This window comes from Pseudomonas sp. BIC9C (assembly GCF_034541995.1).
In the GTDB taxonomy this organism is placed as follows: Bacteria; Pseudomonadota; Gammaproteobacteria; order Pseudomonadales; family Pseudomonadaceae; genus Aquipseudomonas; species Aquipseudomonas fluorescens_CC.
In genome coordinates this window covers 177,060-195,908 of the sequence record NZ_JAWDGM010000002.1, presented here as the reverse complement: position 1 = coordinate 195,908, position 18,849 = coordinate 177,060, and the positions used below count along the sequence as shown (strand labels likewise).

Genomic DNA, 18,849 nt, shown 5'->3' with positions numbered 1-18,849 from the left:
ACAGGCCGGCCACTTGTTTCAGCGCAAGCTATTGCACCTTTTTCAACGCCTCCAGCGTCAAGGCCTTCAACAACACCTTACGCCCCTCGGCCAACTCAAGAAGTTCGCGCTCATACACCCGCTGTGAAACAGCACCCACCAAATGCCGATTGAGCAGCTCTTCCGAGCGAGTATTAAACACCGTCGAATTCTGCGCGAACGCCTGGGCATGACGCCCCTTCAGGTACTTGCGCCAGAACCGCTGTTCAATGATCCGGTTCAGCCCCCTCTCACCCGCCTCGAGCGTCAAAACCGATTCATACGCCTGGTCTATCCACGCATCACTGACCTCGGCCATCTCCCGGAACAACATCCCCCGCGATTGCCATGGCAGAACAAGCCGATCCGCCAAACCGGCCTGAAACGCCAGATACACTTCCACTTCGTCGATGTGTCGTTTTGTGATACCCAACTGTCCTCAAACGCCCTATTCATCTCACCACGTAATTGCGCCGAGCCAGGGCATGGCAGGCCCGACAATCTGTTTTAAAGCGGAGCGATTTTCTGCACGGGTGTTCAATAGCCCGTCTGGAATAGACTTGGCAATAAAAGGTGTGTGCGGACTCTGAGTCATAGACTCAGGAAGTGAACGCTGCGTAGATTTAGCAGCCGTTAGAGCATCAAACATAATGACGAGTCATCCGTGACTTATTGGAGGTGCGAGCCTACCCGAGCTTCTTTATTCGATTCCCCTCTCTCTATTTCAGGGTATTGACCAAAAAATCCATCATCCCCCATTACCTGGGCTCCCGGATCGACACGCGATAAAACTGAACGCCCTCCAGGCCTCAGTCTATCCGGCCAACAGACGCTCTCTCTCGACGGATCGGGAGGTTTACGAAAGAAAAACCGCCAAATGACGTTTTTTGCGTGTTATCTGCCGCTTTCGCCCTTGCCCTGAACGCTTGCGTCTACGATTCTTCAAGAACAACGACAACACCCGAGTAACCACCATGAAAACCGTCGCCCAACTGCTCAAGCTCAAAGATCAGAAGAATCAGGAAGTGCACCAGATCAAACCCGATCACATGGTGCTTGAAGCGCTGATGAAGATGGCCGAGAAAAACGTCGGCGCCTTGCTGGTGGTGGACAATGATGAAGTGCTGGGCATCATCAGCGAACGGGACTATGCGCGCAAACTGGTACTGCACGGCCGCTCTTCGGTGGGCACGCCGGTACGCGACATCATGGTGTCGCCGGTGATTACCGTCGACACCCATCAAACCGTGGATACCTGCCTGGGCATCATGTCCGATAGGCGCCTGCGTCACTTGCCGGTGGTGGAAAATGGCAAATTGATCGGCCTGCTGTCGATTGGTGACCTGGTGAAGGAAGCCATTGCCGAACAGGCTGAACTGATTCGCCAGCTGGAACAGTACATTCGCGGGGAGTGAGACCCAGACACAACATTCACCCAAAAAACCTGTGGGAGCGAGCTTGCTCGCTCCCACAGGGTAAGTGGTGTTCTCAGGCCGGCCAATGCCGGGCGAACACCGGTGCCAGTGCCGGGTGGCGGTCGATGCGTTCCAGCCAGGCGAAAAAACCCGGTCGGGCATTGCGCAAATGCTCCCGAGTGCCCGCCCATCGCGAGATCACCGCCGCCAGCACATCCAGGGCCCCTGGCTTCTCGCTGCCCAGATACAACTCGCCCGAGAACTGATCGGCAAACACCTCCCAACTCCAGTGCAGGCGCCGGCGAGCCCCCTCTATGAGGTTCTGCCTGGACGACTCATCCGCCTCGGCCAGCCAGCGTTCGGGGTAATCAATGATGCCGATGGCCGCGTAGCAATTGCTGACGATGTAGGTCAGGCCACGAATGGCCTGGTCCCGCTCGGCCGGGTCTTGCGGCAATAATCCCGACGCGGGGAAAGTCAGCCCGAGGTGGATCAGGATCGCCGCGCTCTCGGTCAGGACACAGCCATCGGGTAGCAGCAAGGTCGGAATCTGTTTGAGCGGATTGAGTTTCTCCAGCGCTTGGGCCGCCTCTGCGGACGTCTCGACATCGATGAAGCGATAAGGTACATCACAGAGTTCAAGGGCGGCCTCGATGGCCGCCGCCCCGGAGTTCCGATAACCGTAGAGCTGGTACATGAACGTCTCCTTGTACACCGCGATCTCTGTGGCGCCACATCAACCGTCCCGGCAAACGAACACGCCAGCTATCCAGTGTAGAAGCCACCACCCGCCACACAGCGACCGTCCGACGATCGCACCATCACGCTCACAAGAGGTATGGCGTCGCACCTATCATTGCCGTCGATGTTCACCATCACCTCAATGAAGTTCTCATAAATAATCCACGGCGTAACATCTGCTCCATACCAACCCATCAGCACCCCGGAGCACACCATCATGAAACGCCAAACCCTTCTCAGCATCGCTTTCTCGGTTTTCGCAGTTAACGCTTTCGCCGCAAACCCTGCTCAACCTGTGGTCGCTGAAGGCGGTTCGGATCGTCTGATTGAAAGCCGAGTGGCCGAGGGTGGTTCCGATCGCCTGATCGAGAATCGTGTGGCTGAAGGTGGTTCGGATCGTCTGCTGGAAAAACGTGTTGCCGAAGGCGGTTCCGACAAGCTCCTGCAAAACCGTGTCGTTGAAGGCGGCTCCGACAAACTGCTGCAAAACCGCGTCGCCGAAGGCGGTTCCGACAAGCTGCTGCAAAACCGCGTCGCTGAAGGCGGATCCGACAAACTGCTGCAGAACCGTGTCGCCGAAGGCGGTTCCGACAAGCTGCTGCAGAACCGCGTCGCCGAAGGCGGTTCGGATCGTCTGATCGAAAGCCGCGCTGTCTGAATGCAGTGCTTTACCGCAGGACTCAAAGAAAACCCGGCCTCACCCGCCGGGTTTTTTATGTTTTTTACGCCGCGATTACTTCCCTGCCCGCGCCATGCAGCGCTGGTAACGCTCATCGACCCGCTTGGCGAACCACGCGGTGGTGAGTTTGCGGGTGATTTTCGGGCTTTGCAGCACGATCCCGGGCAACACTTCACGGGGTAACGGCCGCCCCTCGGCCCGTTCCGCCAGCTCGAAAACCCGCCGATAGAGTTTGCTGTCTTCGAACGCCAGGGTTTTCCCCTCTTCCAGTTGCTCCCGGATCGTCGGATTGCGTATGTCCAATTGCTTGCCAAGGGTACGCACGGCCAGTTCCGTGGTGCCGGGCATGATCGAACCGTAGTTCACCAGATCGCCATCCAGCGCCAACGGGATACCGGACGCCCGGCTCACTGCGTTCTGAAACGCGGCGTTGCGGCTGGCGTACCAACCCGCGTTGAAGTCCGCAAAACGGTACAGTGGCTGTGGATAGCTCACCGGATAGCCAAGCAGATGCGCGATGCCGAAATACATGCCGCCGCGCCGGGTAAACACTTCATGGCGAATCGAGCCCTTCACCGGGTACGGATAGCCCTTGGCCTGCTGCTCGGCAAAATCAATCGCGACCTGCATCGGCCCGCCGGTATGCACTGGGTTGAAGCCACCGAACAGTTTTTTGCCCATCGGTACCATGCCGATGAAGTCGTCAAAAATGGCGCTCAGCTCCTTTTCGCTGCGCGCGGCATTCAGGCGGTCGCTGTAGCTTTTGCCAGTGGGCGAATCGAGCTTTAACGCTCCGCTCACCAGCAGGCCTGGAATGTGCGCCTTGGCGGCGCGGCGGTCGATCTCGTCGCGGGCGATCTTGCCCAGCCCCGGTACGCTCGGATCGACCTGAAAAGTCGACTCCTGTTCGGTCACGGCCAGTACCGAGCACAGGTTTTGCGTGGTCGGCGAGATGTCTTGCGCGGTAAACGCCACCTGGATATCCGTGGCCCACCCCTGGGGATCGGCAGCTTTCGCCGGCAGCAAACGCACAATCTCAGCCTTCACTTCGGCCGGACTGCGCGTCGCCGGCTCCTGGGTTCGCTGGCTGCCGCAACCGGCCAGTACCAGCAAGGCGGCGATGCTTGAGATCAATCGATTGGCTTGCATGTCGTTCCATCTAATCCGTTGGTCGGGGCCAACCATACGACCAATGGCATGCCAGCGGCTACGGCCGCGGTAGTCCGATGGTTGCCGCCCTCCCCGACTGGACCATACTTTATCCACGTAGCGAGGAGGACAGGCTCATGCACCGCAGCGACGTGTTGATCATTGGCGCCGGCCCGACCGGGCTGGTCCTGGCGTTGTGGCTGAGCAAACTGGGCGTGCGCGTGCGGATTGTCGACAAAACCTCCGCCCCCGGCACCACGTCCCGGGCGCTGGCCGTCCAGGCACGGACGCTGGAGTTGTACCGCCAGCTCGGACTGGACGACGCCGTGGTGCAAAACGGCCATCAAGTAACGGCAGGCAACTTCTGGGTCAAGGGTGAGCCCGTGGCGCGCCTGCCCCTGTCTCAGATTGGTGAGGGCCTGACCCCCTACTCGTTTCTCGAGATTTTCCCGCAGGACGAACACGAACGGATGCTGATCGAGCGCCTGGAAGTCTTCGGCATCGTGGTGGAACGCAACACCGAACTGGCAGGCTTCGAGCAAACCGCAGACGGCATCACGGCCACGCTGCACCTGCCCGACGGTCAGCAGGAAATCTGCCAGGCCTGTTACCTGGCCGGATGCGACGGGGCGCGGTCGATTGTGCGCAAGACCCTGGACACCGGGTTTCCCGGCGGCACTTACCAGCAGATTTTCTACGTCGCCGACGTGCAGGCCAGCGGCCCGACATTCAACGGCGAACTGCATGTGGACCTCGACGAGGCGGACTTCCTCGCCGTGTTCCCACTGGGAGACAGTGGTCGTGCCCGTCTGATCGGCACGGTGCGCGACGAGCGCGCCGAACACGCCGAGACCCTGCGCTTCGAGGATGTCAGCAGCCGGGCCATCGAGAATATGAAGGTGAAGATCGAGCAACTGAACTGGTTTTCGACCTACCGTGTGCATCATCGGGTGGCGGATCACTTCCGCAAAGACCGGGCGTTTTTGCTGGGGGATGCCGCCCATGTGCACAGTCCGGCGGGCGGCCAGGGCATGAACACCGGGATTGGTGATGCCATCAACCTGGCCTGGAAACTGGCGGCCGTGTTGAGCGGTGGTGCCGAGGCCAGATTGCTCGACACCTATGAAACAGAGCGTATCGCCTTCGCCCGCAGACTGGTGGCCACCACTGACCGGGTATTCAACTTCATCACCGCCGAGGGGCGGATGGCCGATTTGCTGCGCACACGCCTGGCACCGCTTTTGATACCGAAAATAACCTCGTTCGAAACCTCCCGCGAGTTCCTGTTCCGCACGGTGTCGCAGATCACCCTGAGTTATCGGGGCATGCCATTGAGTGCAGGCGTTGCCGGGCACGTGCATGGCGGTGATCGCCTGCCCTGGGCCCATGACGGTGAGGGGGATAATTTCGAGTCGCTCAAGTGCCTGACCTGGCAGGTGCATGTCTATGGCGACACCAGCGACGAAATGATTGCCTGGTGTCACGAGCACCATCTGCCGCTGCACGTGTTCGACTGGCGACCGGCGTTCGAAGCGGCGGGACTGGGGCGCAACGGGTTTTATCTGTTACGGCCCGATACCTACGTGGCGATCGCCGAAACGTGCTCGGACCCGAAAGTGATCGAACGGTACTTCCGGGATCACGGGATCCGGCCGTTTTTTGGCGCGCCCTGAGAACACCACACCACCCCTTGTAGGAGCGAGCTTGCTCGCGATGGTCGTTAACGGTGACGCGTGTTTACTGACTAAACGCGGCGCTCTTGAGTCCATCGCGAGCAAGCTCGCTCCTACAGGTACAGGGAGGATATGCGCTGGTGCCTAGATCCCGGCCAGCGCCAGATCCATCGCAAAGTAAGTAAAGATCAGGTCGGCCCCGGCACGCTTGATCGCCCCCAGGCTCTCGCGCACCACGCGGTCTTCATCGATGGCCCCGGCCTGGGCGGCAAACTTGATCATCGCGTACTCACCACTCACCTGATACGCCGACAGCGGCAGGCGCGAGGCTTCGCGAATGTCGCGGATGATGTCCAGGTACGCACCGGCCGGCTTGACCATCAATGCATCGGCGCCTTCCTGTTCGTCGAGCAACGATTCGCGCACCGCTTCGCGGCGGTTCATGGGGTTCATCTGGTAGCTTTTACGGTCGCCCTTGAGCGCACTGCCACCCGCCTCGCGGAACGGACCATAGAGTGCCGAGGCGAATTTGGTCGAATAGGCCATGATTGCCGTCTGGGTAAAACCGGCGTCATCGAGGGCCCGGCGAATCGCCTGGACCTGCCCGTCCATCGCCGCCGAGGGGGCGATCACATCGGCACCGGCACGGGCCGCCGCCACCGCTTGCCTGCCGAGGTTGATCAGGGTCTGGTCATTGTCGACCTCATGGTTGTGCAACACGCCACAATGGCCATGGTCGGTGTATTCGCAAAAACAGGTGTCGGACATCACGATCATTTCCGGCACCGCGTCCTTGGCAATGCGCGACATGCGCGAGACCAGGCCGTCATCGCGCCAGGTGTCGCTGCCGCTGCTGTCCAAGTGATGGGACACGCCGAAGGTCATCACCGACTTGATCCCGGCACGGGCGTAGCGCTCGATCTCGCCGGCCAGTTTCGACTCGGGAATGCGCATCACGCCGGGCATGCTCTTGATCGGCACGAAGTCGTCGATTTCTTCTTCGACGAAAATCGGCAACACCAGATCGTTCAGGCTGAACTCGGTTTCCTGGAACAGACTGCGCAGGCTCGCATTGCGGCGCAGACGGCGTGGGCGTGCTTCGGGGAACTGACTGGACATGGGTATTCCTGAATTTCAGAGGACGAGATGTAGGAGCAAGCTTGCTTGCGATGGTCGTAAACGATAACGCGCATTGTCTGAATGATCGCGTTGCCCCTACGATTTTCGCGAGCAAGCTCGCTCCTACAGGCAAGAGGTTTAAATCGAGACGGGTTTCGGGATTTCCAACCCGCGCACCACCGCCGGCCGCGCCAGGAAGCGTTCCAGCACCCGCGTGACGTTAGGGAAGTTCTGGATGCCCACCAGGTCGCCAGCCTCATAGAAACCGATGAGGTTGCGCACCCACGGAAAGGTCGCGATGTCAGCAATGGTGTAGCGTTCGCCCATGATCCAGTCGCGCCCTTCAAGGCGGCCATTGAGCACACTGAGCAGGCGTTTGCTTTCCTCGACGTAGCGGTCACGGGGACGCTTGTCTTCGTAGTCCTTGCCGGCGAATTTGTTGAAAAACCCGAGTTGGCCGAACATCGGACCAATGCCGCCCATCTGGAACATCAGCCACTGAATCGTCTCGTAGCGCGCTGCCGATTCCTGGGCCAGCAGTTGTCCGCTCTTGTCGGCCAGGTAGATCAGGATCGCTCCCGACTCGAACAGCGCCAGTGGTTTGTCGTCCGGACCGTGGGGGTCGAGGATCGCCGGGATCTTGTTGTTGGGATTGAGGGAAAGAAATTCCGGGGACATCTGGTCGTTGGTGTCGAAGCCTACCCGGTGAGGTTCATACGGCAGGCCGATCTCTTCGAGCATGATCGAGACCTTGACGCCGTTGGGGGTCGGCAAGGAGTACAGCTGAATCCACTCCGGGTATTGGGCAGGCCATTTGCGGGTGATGGGGAATGCGGACAAATCGGTCATGGGCGGGATCCACGAAGACATTGAGAGCGACGATCATAATGGAGATAGCGGCTCAGTGAGCCCTTACAGCCATTAATCTCGCTGATAGAAGAGATCAAAAGAGATCACGACTGTTTCAACGCCATCAGGTGTAGCGTGTCCGTAACTCTGCAACATCCTGTCGATAACCATCACTGCAAACCGTTGAAGGTGACCGGTACATCGCTGCGCGCTCGGCCGGAATCGAACCAAACGGGTTCAGGGGACTCTGAGCACCACCCCTTTGAAAACGGACCGGTTTCAATGACATGGAAAACACTCGACGCAGGAAAATCATTGTGTAAAGGTTTGTCAGCCTTAACCGAATTGCGCTGAAGATCCCTTTATTCATGAACCTGTTCAATATTGCCAACCGCTTCAAACATCGCGCCTACCTGCTGCTGCCCATTTTGTTGGCGGTCGGCGCGGTGTTTCTGTCGCTGGAGGCCAGCCAAAGCCGCGCCCAACCGATGGATGGCACCCAGACGCTGGTTTTCCTGCGCCACGGGGAAAAACCCGCCGCAGGCCTGGGCCAACTCAATTGCCAAGGGCTGAACCGCGCCATCGACCTGGCCACGCTGCTGCCGGAAAAGTTTGGCAAGGCCAACTATGTGTTTGCGGCGAACCCGACCCGTAACGTCGAGGAAGGCGAGTTCGACAATTCCTACAGTTACATCCGTCCCCTGATGACCATCAGCCCCAGCGCCATCAAGCTCGGCCTGCCGGTGAACATCAATTTTTCCGCGAATGACACCAGTGACCTGGCCGAAGAACTGCTCCACGACAAGTATCACAACTCGGTCATCTACACCGCCTGGTCACACGGCTATCTGCCGGAGCTGATCAACACGGTGGCCGGCGAAGCCACCGGCAAGAAAATGACCCTCACGCAAGACTGGGAATCCAGCGATTATGACTCGCTGTATGTGCTCACCCTGACCTGGCACAACGGCAAGGCCAGTGTGCAGAGTAATGTCTACAAGCAAGGCCTGAACAATGGCTCGGAGACTTGCCCGACCTGAGGTTACTCATTGCTTGGTCGGGCCTCTTCGCGAGCAAGCCCGCTCCCACACTCGATCTCCAGCGAATACAAACTTTGTGACCGCTGCTGATTAAATGTGGGAGCGGGCTTGCTCGCGAAGGGGCCAGTAAAACCGACATCACTTTCGTTGATTCACTCGCTCGCGCAGATACTCGAGCACCACCCCCCGCTCCCCGGCAAACTCGATCCGCGCGTCTTTCTTCTCCCGCTGAAACGCATACATCGGATCGTAATACTCGCGCAGCAACCCTTCGATCCAGCCGCGGTGCAGATCCACCGCGCCACTACGAGCCTGCTCCGCCAGCGCCTCCTCCATCAAAACCAGCATGCGCCAATGACGTTCGCCGCCCAGGCGTTTCTGCACATTGTTCAGGCTCGCCAACAACCGTTCGGAAAACAGCGCAAAGCCCTCCTCGCCATGCACGTCGATGAATTCTGCGCATAAATCCACCACGTAATCGCGCAGGATCCGCTCGACCCGACCTTCCAGGCTGTCTTCCAGCCACACCATCGGAAACTGCTGCATGCCCTGGTACAGCGGCAATGGCAACGCACAACTGCCGACTGCGCGGCTTTCGTCTTCCAATACGAACTGCTCGATGCCTTTGGCGCGTTTTTTCAGCACATCCACGGCCAAACGGTTTTCGAAGTCGATATTCGATGGCTGACCCGTGGCGCGCTTGCCGAAACTGGAGCCGCGATGGTTGGCATGACCTTCAAGGTCCACGCTGTTGCCCAATTGCTTGAGCACCTCGGTCTTGCCAGTGCCGGTCATGCCGCCCAACAGGACGAAATCGCACTGGGTCACGGCTTGATCGAGGGTGTCCAGCAAGAAGGTACGCATGGCCTTGTAGCCACCGCCCACCCGTGGGTAGTCGATGCCCGCTTCGTCCTTGAGCCATTGCTGGACTATCTGCGAGCGCAGGCCACCGCGAAAGCAGTACAGCAGGCCATCGGGATGCGCCCGGGCAAAATCGGCCCAGGCCTGGATGCGTTCGGCCTTGACCGCGCCCGACACCAGTTGATGCCCCAGCACGATGGCCGCTTGCTGGCCATGCTGCTTGTAGCACGTGCCGACCCGCTGGCGTTCAAGGTCATTCATCAACGGCAGGTTGATCACACCGGGAAATGCGCCCTTGTTGAATTCGACCGGCGCGCGGGTGTCCATCATGGGCCGGTCGTTGAGGAAAATGTCGCGGTAATCGGTGCAGTCGACAGACATCAAATCACCTCGACCGAGTTGCTCTGTCGCTCGACCAGTTCACCGATCGGCTCCAGGCTCAGGCCCAGTTCGGCGGCCACCGAGAGAAACTGCTCGTTGCCTTGCGGCGTTACGGCAATCAGCAGGCCACCGCTGGTCTGCGGATCGCAGAGCACACGCTTGTGCAGTTCCTGGAGCCGCCCGAGCTTGTTGGCGTAGCTGTCGAAATTGCGCAGCGTACCGCCCGGTACGCAGCCCTGTTCGAGGTAATACTCGACACCCGGCAAGCGCGGTACGCGGTCATATTCGATACGCGCCGTGAGCTGGCTGCCGTCGGCCATTTCCACCAGGTGCCCGAGCAGGCCGAAACCGGTGACATCGCTCATCGCGGTTACACCGTCGAGCTTGCCGAAACGGCTGCCGGGTTTGTTCAGGGTGCACATCCAGTCCCGGGCCAGGCCGATGTCGGCATGGCGCAACTTGCCCTTTTTCTCGGCCGTCGTAAGGATGCCGATGCCCAGGGGCTTGGTGAGATAGAGCAGGCAACCGGCCGTGGCGGTGTCGTTGCGCTTCATGTGGCGCTTTTCCACCAGACCGGTGACGGCCAGGCCAAAGATCGGTTCTGGCGCGTCGATGGAGTGCCCACCTGCCAGCGGTATGCCCGCCTCGTCACACACCGAACGGCCGCCGCGTATCACTTCCCGGGCAATTTCCGGGGCCAGCACGTTCACCGGCCAGCCCAGAATCGCAATCGCCATCAACGGATCGCCGCCCATCGCATAGATGTCGCTGATGGCATTAGTGGCGGCAATTCGACCGAAATCGAAGGGATCGTCGACGATCGGCATGAAAAAATCCGTGGTCGAGACCACTCCGCGCTCTTCGTCGATGGCATACACCGCCGCATCGTCGCGTGAGGCGTTACCGACCCAGAGTTTCGGGTCGAGGTTCTGCGCCCCGCTGCCGGCCAGGATCACTTCCAGTACCTGGGGGGAAATCTTGCAACCGCATCCAGCGCCGTGGCTGTATTGGGTCAGGCGAATCGGCTCGCTCATGGGGGTACCTCATTGGGTCAATGAGGCCGATTCTAGCAGAGCGAGGCATGGGCAAGGCGTTGCGCGGCCCCTAATGAAATGGCTCCCCTCCACACCCTGTGGGAGCGAGCCTGCTCGCGAAGAGGCCGTCACAGCCAACACCCCTGCCGCCTGACACTCCGCCTTCGCGAGCAAGCCCGCTCCCACATTGATCGCGGTTATGGCAACAGGATCACCTTGTCACCGCTGCCCTGATTCACTTCGGCATAACGCTCCAGGCCTTCGGCCAATGGCGACTCGAACAGGCCCTGTGGCAACGGCAACAGGTCCTGATCGAAGAACCTGCCAAACTGGTCGAGCATCGCCGCACACGCCTGTACCCCGTACAGCAACGAGTTGATTCCCACCACTGAACCGCCCTTGCGATACAACGCCAGGGACGGCAACTGCACGTGACCGTCCACGGGTGCGGCAATGATCGCGATGCGGCCGAACGCGGCCAGGGCTGGCACCGAGGCCGGCAGCCAGAATCCGGTGGTGTCGAAAATCACGTCGGCGCCACCGACATAGACCGCGTTGACCTGGGCCCCGAGGTCTTCGGGTTTATCCAGTTGCAGGGTCTGGTAGCCCTGGTCCTGCAAGTCCTTGACCTGCTCGGGACGCCGCGCGGCCGCCAGCACCCGGGCACCGCGCACCTTGGCCAAGGCCAGCGCGGCACTGCCGACCGCCCCGCCACCGATGACCAGCAATCGGGTTTCGGCGGTCACCAGGCTGCGCTCCAGCGCATCCCACGCCGTGGTGTACGGCACGCCGAGGCTGGCGGCCTGGGCGAAACTCAGGTGCGTGGGTTTGAGCGCCACGCCATTGGCCGGCAGCTTGACGAACTGGGCGTGGGAACCGTCAGCGAAAAAGCCCAGTTCCCGGCCCGTGCCCCAGACTTCCTGACCGATCAGCGCCTGTGGGCCGGCCACGACCACACCGGCAAAATCACGACCGGGAATCCGCGGCAGGGTGGTGTAGGGAAAACGCCCCAGCACGTTCTTCACATCGCTGGGGTTGAGACCCGCAGCCTTGATCTCGACCAGCACTTCGTCGGGGCCGGGAACGGGGGTAGGCACCTCGACGTAGCACAGGGCCGAGAGATCACCGGTTTTATCGAATTGCAGGGCTTTCATGGGCGTATCCATCAAGTCAAAGAGGGTTCAGGAAATCCAGCCAGCCACCAGCTCTCGCCCAATCGGCCAAAGCTTTTCGCCGGCCAGCATGCCGAGCAGGCCTACCAGCGCGATGGCCGGGGGTGCGGGGGAACGAAAATCCAGGGCGCCGTAGAGCAGACCGACGCCCAGACCGATGGCCAGTGACATGAGGTAGTTCACGGCAGACTCCGGGGCAATTGAGGTAGGCGCTGAGTCTAGAGGGCGACGCCTTTGATCATCGGCCAAGTGCTTCTGAATTTCGGCCAAAGCATGGCCCGGCGAATTCAGCCCTGGTGTTGCGCCGCCGGGAACTGTGAAGGGGCAACACCCAGTTCACGACGAAACATGTCACTGAAGCTGCTCGGCGAATAGCCCAGCTCCCGGGCAATCGCGCTGACCGGTACGCCCTGGATCAACCCGGCCACCGCCGTCGCCAGTTGCACCTGACGCCGCCATTCGGCGAAGCCCATGCCCAAACCGTCCTTGAACAGCCGCGCCAGGGTTCGCACGCTGGCACCGGCGGTTGCCGCATGCTGTTCGAACGGAATATCCAGCGAAGGCGCGGACATGACCGCCTGGCACAGGTTCATCAGCCGTCGATCGGAATCGTCCGGCAGCGGGATTTTCAGCAGCGAACGCCTGGCGCGCTTGAGTTCCAGCAACGCCAGGCCCACCAGCGCGTCGTAATACTCGGGCGGCCCGTCGTTGCCCTGCTCCACCAGGCCGACGATCAGCTCGCGCAGCAAGCCGCCGACTTCAATGACCTGCACGCTGTCATCCAGGGTCGCCGCCAGGGACGGGCGCAAGTAGATATTGCGCATTTGCAGGTCGGACACCACGCGAATCCCGTGGGGCACGCCGGGCGGCAACCACACCGCCCGCTGCGGCGGCACTACCAGCGCCTCGTGCGGCGTCTCGACCCACATCACCCCGCTCATCGCATACAGCAACTGGCCCCAGACGTGCTCATGGGGCTCGATGTACAAACCGCGCGGATAGGTGCGAGCCAGCGGCTGCACGGGCACATCGGTGTCACTCAGGTCAGGTGGTGCGGCGAGGGCCATGGTCTATGTTCATTAGGGTACGGGAAAGCTCCATGGTAACGAGGCGCCGGACGTGTCGCCAGCAACCGCCGGCGTCCGACAATCCGAATGAATTTTCCTGACGGAGCGCGATCCCTTTATGTACAACAGGGAGGAACCGGGGCTATATGAACAGTGCAAAATTATTCGTCATCGAATACACCCTCCATGGTGCTCCAAAATCTTTCATTATCCGACTGGAAAAAATGGATAACGCAGAAGCCTGGCATTGGGCGAGCTGTGACGCGGGGGTGGGGCGAATCCCCCGGTTTGGACGCGAGAAGGTGCAAAAGACCAGCAAGCCGATGGCTGAAAAATTCGGCGTGGAAAACGTCAAGTGGCGGCCGGCGAACTGATCTCCGGCAACCATCAGGTTCGGGGGAAGGGACATGAGCGCAACACCCATCTACAGCCCTGCACAGCTGGACTACGGTCTGGATACCTCGTTCGGCCGCATCACCAGGAGCGCCGAGTGCCGGATCGGACTGGAACAGGTCGAAAATGACGCCTTTTGCTTCGCCATACGCATTCCGGCACCACTGCCGGAAGATCTGGAGCAAGCCAGGACCCTGGTGCTGCGAGTCGAAGGGCGGCGCTTGCAGGGCACCGTCCGCCACAGCGAACGCCTCGAAGATGACAGCCTCAGGCTGGAAGTGGAGCCGGACTAGGCTCCACTTTTGCGTGTACCGTGGTTTTCAGTGGGCGCACTTGCAGCCTTGGGAAGCGCACTCCTCGCCATGCTCGTGATGCTTGGCGCAGGCTTCGCAGCAATAGTGCTTGCCGTGACGCACGATCGGATGTTCACCGAGCTTGCAGGAACACTTCGGACAATCGCATTTACGGTCGGTCATGGATTTGACTCCTTCGGTGCTGATCTTCGGGGAGATTGAGGTACAACCCGTGTTGTCAGTGTAGGAGTTGGCCTGAAAGGTGCGGAAAATCCGGCCAGACGGGTCGCCTGGCCGACTCCAGCCACAATCCCTGTGGGAGATTCTATGGTTGAGGGAAGCCCTCAACCGACTTTTAACTGGTATTCGCTTTGCCCCTTGAGCAAGGCGAATACGACCCGAGCAAGTTTGCGAGCCAGTATCACCAGTGCCTGAGTGGTGCTGAACCCTCGAGCTCTTTGTGCCGCGTAAAAATCTTTCCAGGCTGGTGTACGACTGGCCGACATGGCTGCGTTGTGCAGAAGTCGGCGAGCTTCCGGATCACCTCGTTTGGTCAAGCTTCGGCGACCGTCTTTTGTCCTGACTTCGCCACCCGCAAATCCATTCCCAGAAAGGCGATGAAGGCATCTGCGTTTCTGAAATCGCCTCGCTGGAATGCTGCGATCAAGCGGGCTCCGGTCAAAAATCCGATGCCTTCAACTTTCAGACAGCGCTTCAACTGACCGAGCAAACCGGCTTCTTTCAGATAATCCTTAATCGTCTTTTCGACCAGCGCCTCAAGCTGTTGCATGGATTTCACTTGCTCGGCGAAAGCGGTCTTCAACAGCGGTTCATTCGCCCAGCTTTGCACCAGGCCCACTCGTGCCTGAACCAGAGCCGCCCGGCGGCGAAAAAGGCTCAAGAGCTGACGGTACAGCGGTGATGGCGGGGTCAGGGATGAAGATCGTCACCTTCGTTCTTCAGGTAGCGAGCGAGCAGCCTGGCATCCAGCGCGTCGGTTTTGGCGCGGACACTCACCCCTTTGCGGTAATGGCTCAGCTCATAGCCACCCACCATGTAAATCACGCAGCCGGCCTCGTAGGCCAGATCGGCGAACTCCAGGTGATAGATATTGGTCGACTCAATGGCGATGGCCACTGTCCTCGGCAAGTCCTTCAGCCACTGCTTGATGGCTGCCTTGTTGTTGGGAATCGTTTCAAGCAGGTCAAGTTCGGCGTGATAAATCACCAGTTCATTCTTGGCGACATCCACGCCTGCGATCGGCTTTGAGACAGAAACCGGCATTGCCATTAAATTTCCTCCGGGATATGGTTTTGAGCACTTGAAGGGCTCACCCAGAGGCGCAGGCTTGTTCCTATCGTCGGTCTAGCCAGATGCATTCTTTATCGGCGCTTGGGTGAAAGGAGGAGGGCGAAATCTCCCACGGATCTGTACTGCGTCAACAGTCAGAATCGGGCTTTGTCCCTCCTCCTCCCTTCAAGTCCTACCATACAAGCGGGCTTGCCCGCGAAAGCAGCGTGTCAGACAACATGAATGTTGAATGTGCCGCCGTCTTCGCGGGCAAGCCCGCTCCCACAGGTCTTGTCTCTGTTCCGTCAGATACGGAACTGCCCGACCAGAGTGCCCAGGCGCTGCCCCAGGTCGGCCAGGCTACGGGAGGTTTGCGCGCCGAGCTGGGTTTCGTCGGCGACGTTATCCACCGCCACGGCAATCTGGTGCACGCTGCGATTGATCTCTTCTGCCACGGCGGTCTGTTCTTCGGCGGCACTGGCGATCTGCGCGTTCATCGAATTGATGGTCGCGATCAGCTGGGCCATGGTGTCCAGCGAAGCCCCCGCTTCGTTGGCCTGGGCCGAGGTGCCGTCGCCAGCCTCGCTGGAGCGACGCATCGCCTCCACCGCCGACCGGGTGCCGGCCTGCAAGCGGTCGATCATGCCCTGGATTTCCTGGGTGCTGATTTGCGTGCGGCTGGCCAGCGCCCGCACTTCATCGGCCACCACCGCAAAACCGCGCCCGGCCTCGCCGGCACGGGCGGCTTCGATGGCCGCGTTGAGTGCCAGCAGGTTGGTCTGCTCGGCGATCGAGCGGATCACCCCGAGCACGCTGACAATCGACGACACGTCTTTTTGCAGGCTGTCGAGGGACACGCCGCTGGTACGGATGTCGTCCACCAGCGCATGGATCTTCTCGATGCTGCCAGCCACCACCCGCTTGGCCGCCTGCCCTTCTTCGTCGGTCTGCTGGGCTGCCACGGCGGCGTTCTGCGCGCTCTTGGCCACTTCCTGGGCCGCCGCCGACATTTCATTGATCGCCGTGGCCACCTGATCGGTCTCATGGCGCTGACGCTCCATGGCCTGGTCCGAGCGATGGGCCTGGTCGGACACCTGACTCACCAGCCCGGTCAGTTGCGAGGTCATTTCGGTGATCTGCCGTACCAGCCCATGAATCTTGTCGACGAAACGGTTGAACGAGCCGGCCAGCTCGCCGAGCTCATCCTGACTGGTGAGCGTCAGGCGACGGGTCAGATCGCCCTCGCCTGCGGCGATGTCGTCGAGGTTGGCTTTCATCAGATGCAGCGGACGCAGAATGGTGTTGGCCAGCAACATCCCGGCAACGGCAATCACCAGCAGCACCACGACCGCCACGCCGACGATGCTCAGCACCATGCCTTGCATGCGCTCCTGGACCTTGGCTTCGACCACCGCCACTTGCGCTTCTATGCCGTCGAGGTTGACCGAGGTACCGACCGCCATGTCCCACTTCGGCAGGTATTCGGTGTAACCGAGCTTGGGCACCAGCACCTGGGTGTTGCCGGGTAATGGCGAGCTGTATTGCAGGTAGTGCGTACCGTCCCTGGCGACTTTCACCAGGTCGCGGTTGACGTAGACACCGTTCGGATCGCGGTTGTCCTTGAAGCTCTGGCCCACGCCTTCGGGGCTGCCGGCCTTGAACAGGCGCACGGTGTTGGAGTCGTAGCCGAAGAAGTAGCCGTCCTTGCCATAGGTGATACTCGACAGCAGCTTGATCACCTGGGCCCGCGCCGCCTGATCGCCGGGGGCGGCCGCGTCGTAAAGCGGTTTGATCGTGGTCATGGCCACGGCTACGTAGCTTTGCAAGGTCGCCTTGGCATCGCTGAGCAGGCGTTCGCGGGTCTGCTCGACTTCCTTGCGGGCCTGATCCTGAAGAATGAACAGCGTGGTCAGGCTGATGACCAGCGCAAACAGCAACACCGGGAGGACGGCAAGGGACAGGACTTTTGCCTTGAGGCTCATGCGCATGACGTTCACTCTTTTGATTTTGTTGGCGTGGTTAACAGCTTTAACGGCACGCCCGGTCAAAAGTTGAACGCGATCAATGTGGGAGCGGGCTTGCTCGCGAAGGCGGTGTGTCAGACACATCGATGCTGGATGTGCCGCCGTCTTCGCGGGCAAGCCCGCTCCCACAGGGTTATTGGTGTTTAAAGGACCATCGCGGCCACCCAGCCGAACGCCAGCAGCGGCAGGTTGTAGTGCAGGAAGGTCGGGACCACGGTGTCCCAGATGTGATGGTGCTGGCCGTCGATGTTCAGGCCGGAGGTCGGGCCGAGGGTCGAGTCCGAAGCCGGCGAACCGGCGTCGCCCAAGGCACCGGCCGTGCCGACAATGCACACGATCGCCAGCGGGCTGAAGCCCAGTTGCACGCACAGTGGCACGAAGATCGCCGCCAGAATCGGCACGGTGGAGAACGACGAGCCGATGCCCATGGTCACCAGCAGCCCCACCAGCAGCATCAGCAAGGCACCGATGCCCTTGCTGTGATCGATGTACGACGCCGACGACTCGACCAGCGTCTGCACCTCACCGGTGGCCTTCATCACTTCGGCAAACCCCGAGGCGGCGATCATGATGAAACCGATCATCGCCATCATTTTCATGCCTTCGGTGAACAGGTCATCGGTGTCGCGCCATTTGACGATGCCCGACACCGAGAAAATCAGGAAGCCGACCAGTGCCCCGATAATCATAGAATCGAGCAACAACTGAATGATGAACGCCGCCGCGATCGCCACGCCGGCCACCATCAGGCTCAGCGGGTTGTATTGCACCGCCACTTGCTCGACTTGCTCGATCTTTGCCAGGTCGTAGACACGCTTCCTGCGATAGCTGACAAACGCTATCAGCAGGCCCGCCACCATGCCCAGGGCCGGAATGCCCATGGCGTGGGTGACATTGATGCCACTGATGTCCACACCGCTGCGGGCGACGTTGGCCAGCAGGATTTCATTGAGGAAGATGTTGCCGAAGCCCACCGGCAGGAACATGTAGGGTGTGATCAAACCGAAGGTCATGACACAGGCGATCAGTCGACGGTCCAGTTGCAGCCTGGTCAGCACATACAGAAGCGGCGGCACCAGCAACGGAATGAACGCGATATGGATCGGCAGGATGTTCTGCGAGGCGATGGCCACGACCCAGAGCAGGCCGATCAGCAGCCATTTGACCTGGCCACCGCCGCTGGCGTGCTGGCGATCGACCAGCGCCAGCGCCTTGTCGGCCAGCGCATGGGCCATGCCGGACTTGGCAATGGCCACGGCGAAAGCACCCAGCAAGGCGTAGGACAATGCCACCGTCGCCCCACCGCCGAGGCCACTGTTGAAGGCCTTGAGTGTCGCCTCGATCCCCAGGCCACCGGTCAGGCCACCGACCAGCGCACCGACGATCAGGGCGATCACCACATGCACGCGGGACAGGCTGAGTACCAGCATGATGCCGACCGCGGCAATGACTGCATTCATTTCTTTACCTCGAGACAAACGAAAAGACTCCGTCCGGCAGTCTGCGAAGAGCCGCCAGCGGATGAAGGAATGGGTTTTATTAGAGGGCGCGCACTTTGCCGCAGCGTCACCTCCTTGTCAAAGCACCTCGGCGCTGTCGATATGTAACGGCATGTGATGACCTGTGGCGAGGGAGCTTGCTCCCGATTGAT

The 18,849-nt window shown here is 60.4% G+C and carries 19 protein-coding genes and 1 pseudogene; 6 read left to right on the top strand and 14 right to left on the bottom strand.

Translation table 11 applies throughout. The features are described 5' to 3' along the window. Positions 1 to 28: 28 nt before the first annotated feature. On the bottom strand, positions 29 to 451 hold the full coding sequence (locus tag RS887_RS10985; protein WP_322615401.1) for an NEL-type E3 ubiquitin ligase domain-containing protein: 423 nt from the start codon (positions 449 to 451) through the stop codon (positions 29 to 31). 541 nt (positions 452 to 992) lie between these two features. Here RS887_RS10985 and RS887_RS10980 point away from each other — a divergent pair. Continuing rightward, complete coding sequence (locus tag RS887_RS10980) at positions 993 to 1,433, top strand: CBS domain-containing protein (RefSeq protein ID WP_111285825.1); 441 nt, start codon at positions 993 to 995, stop codon at positions 1,431 to 1,433. Positions 1,434 to 1,506: 73 nt separating this feature from the next. Here the strand turns inward: RS887_RS10980 and RS887_RS10975 are convergent, their stop codons facing one another. Beyond that, positions 1,507 to 2,130, bottom strand: coding sequence for a glutathione S-transferase (locus tag RS887_RS10975; protein WP_322615400.1), 624 nt, complete (start codon positions 2,128 to 2,130; stop codon positions 1,507 to 1,509). Positions 2,131 to 2,391: 261 nt separating this feature from the next. On the opposite strand from RS887_RS10975, the gene RS887_RS10970 reads away from it, so the two are divergent. Continuing rightward, positions 2,392 to 2,832, top strand: a complete 441-nt coding sequence (locus RS887_RS10970) for a phage infection protein (protein ID WP_322615399.1) — start codon at positions 2,392 to 2,394, stop codon at positions 2,830 to 2,832. Between the two features lie 75 nt (positions 2,833 to 2,907). Here the strand turns inward: RS887_RS10970 and RS887_RS10965 are convergent, their stop codons facing one another. Continuing rightward, complete coding sequence (locus RS887_RS10965) at positions 2,908 to 4,002, bottom strand: DUF1615 domain-containing protein (RefSeq protein WP_322615398.1); 1,095 nt, start codon at positions 4,000 to 4,002, stop codon at positions 2,908 to 2,910. 137 nt (positions 4,003 to 4,139) lie between these two features. On the opposite strand from RS887_RS10965, the gene RS887_RS10960 reads away from it, so the two are divergent. Next, the gene (locus tag RS887_RS10960; RefSeq protein ID WP_322615397.1) at positions 4,140 to 5,675 is read left to right on the top strand and encodes an FAD-dependent oxidoreductase; all 1,536 of its coding nucleotides are present in this window, start codon (positions 4,140 to 4,142) and stop codon (positions 5,673 to 5,675) included. Between the two features lie 144 nt (positions 5,676 to 5,819). Here the strand turns inward: RS887_RS10960 and hemB are convergent, their stop codons facing one another. Then, entirely contained in the window at positions 5,820 to 6,794 is a 975-nt protein-coding gene (gene hemB, locus RS887_RS10955) for a porphobilinogen synthase (RefSeq protein ID WP_008021700.1), read from the bottom strand. A 138-nt stretch (positions 6,795 to 6,932) separates the two neighbouring features. Next, entirely contained in the window at positions 6,933 to 7,643 is a 711-nt protein-coding gene (locus tag RS887_RS10950) for a glutathione S-transferase family protein (RefSeq protein WP_322615396.1), read from the bottom strand. A gap of 368 nt (positions 7,644 to 8,011) precedes the next feature. On the opposite strand from RS887_RS10950, the gene RS887_RS10945 reads away from it, so the two are divergent. After that, positions 8,012 to 8,683 carry a histidine phosphatase family protein gene (locus RS887_RS10945; protein ID WP_322615395.1) on the top strand — a complete coding sequence of 224 codons (672 nt, stop codon included), beginning with the start codon at positions 8,012 to 8,014 and terminating at the stop codon, positions 8,681 to 8,683. A gap of 138 nt (positions 8,684 to 8,821) precedes the next feature. On the opposite strand, the gene mnmH is transcribed toward RS887_RS10945, so the two are convergent. From mnmH to RS887_RS10920, 5 genes are all read right to left on the bottom strand, one after another. Further along, positions 8,822 to 9,925, bottom strand: coding sequence for a tRNA 2-selenouridine(34) synthase MnmH (mnmH, locus tag RS887_RS10940; protein WP_322615394.1), 1,104 nt, complete (start codon positions 9,923 to 9,925; stop codon positions 8,822 to 8,824). Further along, on the bottom strand, positions 9,925 to 10,959 hold the full coding sequence (gene selD / locus RS887_RS10935) for a selenide, water dikinase SelD (protein ID WP_322615393.1): 1,035 nt from the start codon (positions 10,957 to 10,959) through the stop codon (positions 9,925 to 9,927). The genes mnmH and selD overlap by 1 nt, the downstream gene beginning before the upstream one ends. A gap of 197 nt (positions 10,960 to 11,156) precedes the next feature. Beyond that, positions 11,157 to 12,113, bottom strand: a complete 957-nt coding sequence (locus tag RS887_RS10930) for a zinc-binding alcohol dehydrogenase family protein (protein WP_322615392.1) — start codon at positions 12,111 to 12,113, stop codon at positions 11,157 to 11,159. Positions 12,114 to 12,140: 27 nt separating this feature from the next. Beyond that, on the bottom strand, positions 12,141 to 12,314 hold the full coding sequence (locus RS887_RS10925) for a DUF1427 family protein (protein WP_322615391.1): 174 nt from the start codon (positions 12,312 to 12,314) through the stop codon (positions 12,141 to 12,143). A 104-nt stretch (positions 12,315 to 12,418) separates the two neighbouring features. Continuing rightward, positions 12,419 to 13,198, bottom strand: coding sequence for a helix-turn-helix transcriptional regulator (locus tag RS887_RS10920; RefSeq protein WP_322615390.1), 780 nt, complete (start codon positions 13,196 to 13,198; stop codon positions 12,419 to 12,421). 146 nt (positions 13,199 to 13,344) lie between these two features. Here RS887_RS10920 and RS887_RS10915 point away from each other — a divergent pair, with 146 nt between their 5' ends. Then, complete coding sequence (locus RS887_RS10915; RefSeq protein WP_057714008.1) at positions 13,345 to 13,572, top strand: DUF6555 family protein; 228 nt, start codon at positions 13,345 to 13,347, stop codon at positions 13,570 to 13,572. Between the two features lie 33 nt (positions 13,573 to 13,605). Further along, positions 13,606 to 13,884, top strand: coding sequence for a hypothetical protein (locus RS887_RS10910; protein ID WP_322615389.1), 279 nt, complete (start codon positions 13,606 to 13,608; stop codon positions 13,882 to 13,884). Between the two features lie 27 nt (positions 13,885 to 13,911). Here the strand turns inward: RS887_RS10910 and RS887_RS10905 are convergent, their stop codons facing one another. The 4 genes and pseudogenes from RS887_RS10905 to RS887_RS10890 all read right to left on the bottom strand — a co-directional run bounded on the left by RS887_RS10905 (position 13,912) and on the right by RS887_RS10890 (position 18,658). Further along, positions 13,912 to 14,067, bottom strand: a complete 156-nt coding sequence (locus tag RS887_RS10905; RefSeq protein WP_150814244.1) for a metallothionein — start codon at positions 14,065 to 14,067, stop codon at positions 13,912 to 13,914. 161 nt (positions 14,068 to 14,228) lie between these two features. After that, positions 14,229 to 15,174 (bottom strand): annotated as a pseudogene (locus RS887_RS10900) (IS110 family transposase). A gap of 305 nt (positions 15,175 to 15,479) precedes the next feature. Then, complete coding sequence (locus RS887_RS10895; protein WP_322615388.1) at positions 15,480 to 17,162, bottom strand: methyl-accepting chemotaxis protein; 1,683 nt, start codon at positions 17,160 to 17,162, stop codon at positions 15,480 to 15,482. A gap of 179 nt (positions 17,163 to 17,341) precedes the next feature. Then, positions 17,342 to 18,658 (bottom strand): Na+/H+ antiporter family protein, encoded by a 1,317-nt coding sequence (locus RS887_RS10890; RefSeq protein ID WP_322615387.1) that lies wholly within the window; start codon positions 18,656 to 18,658, stop codon positions 17,342 to 17,344. Positions 18,659 to 18,849: the final 191 nt, after the last annotated feature.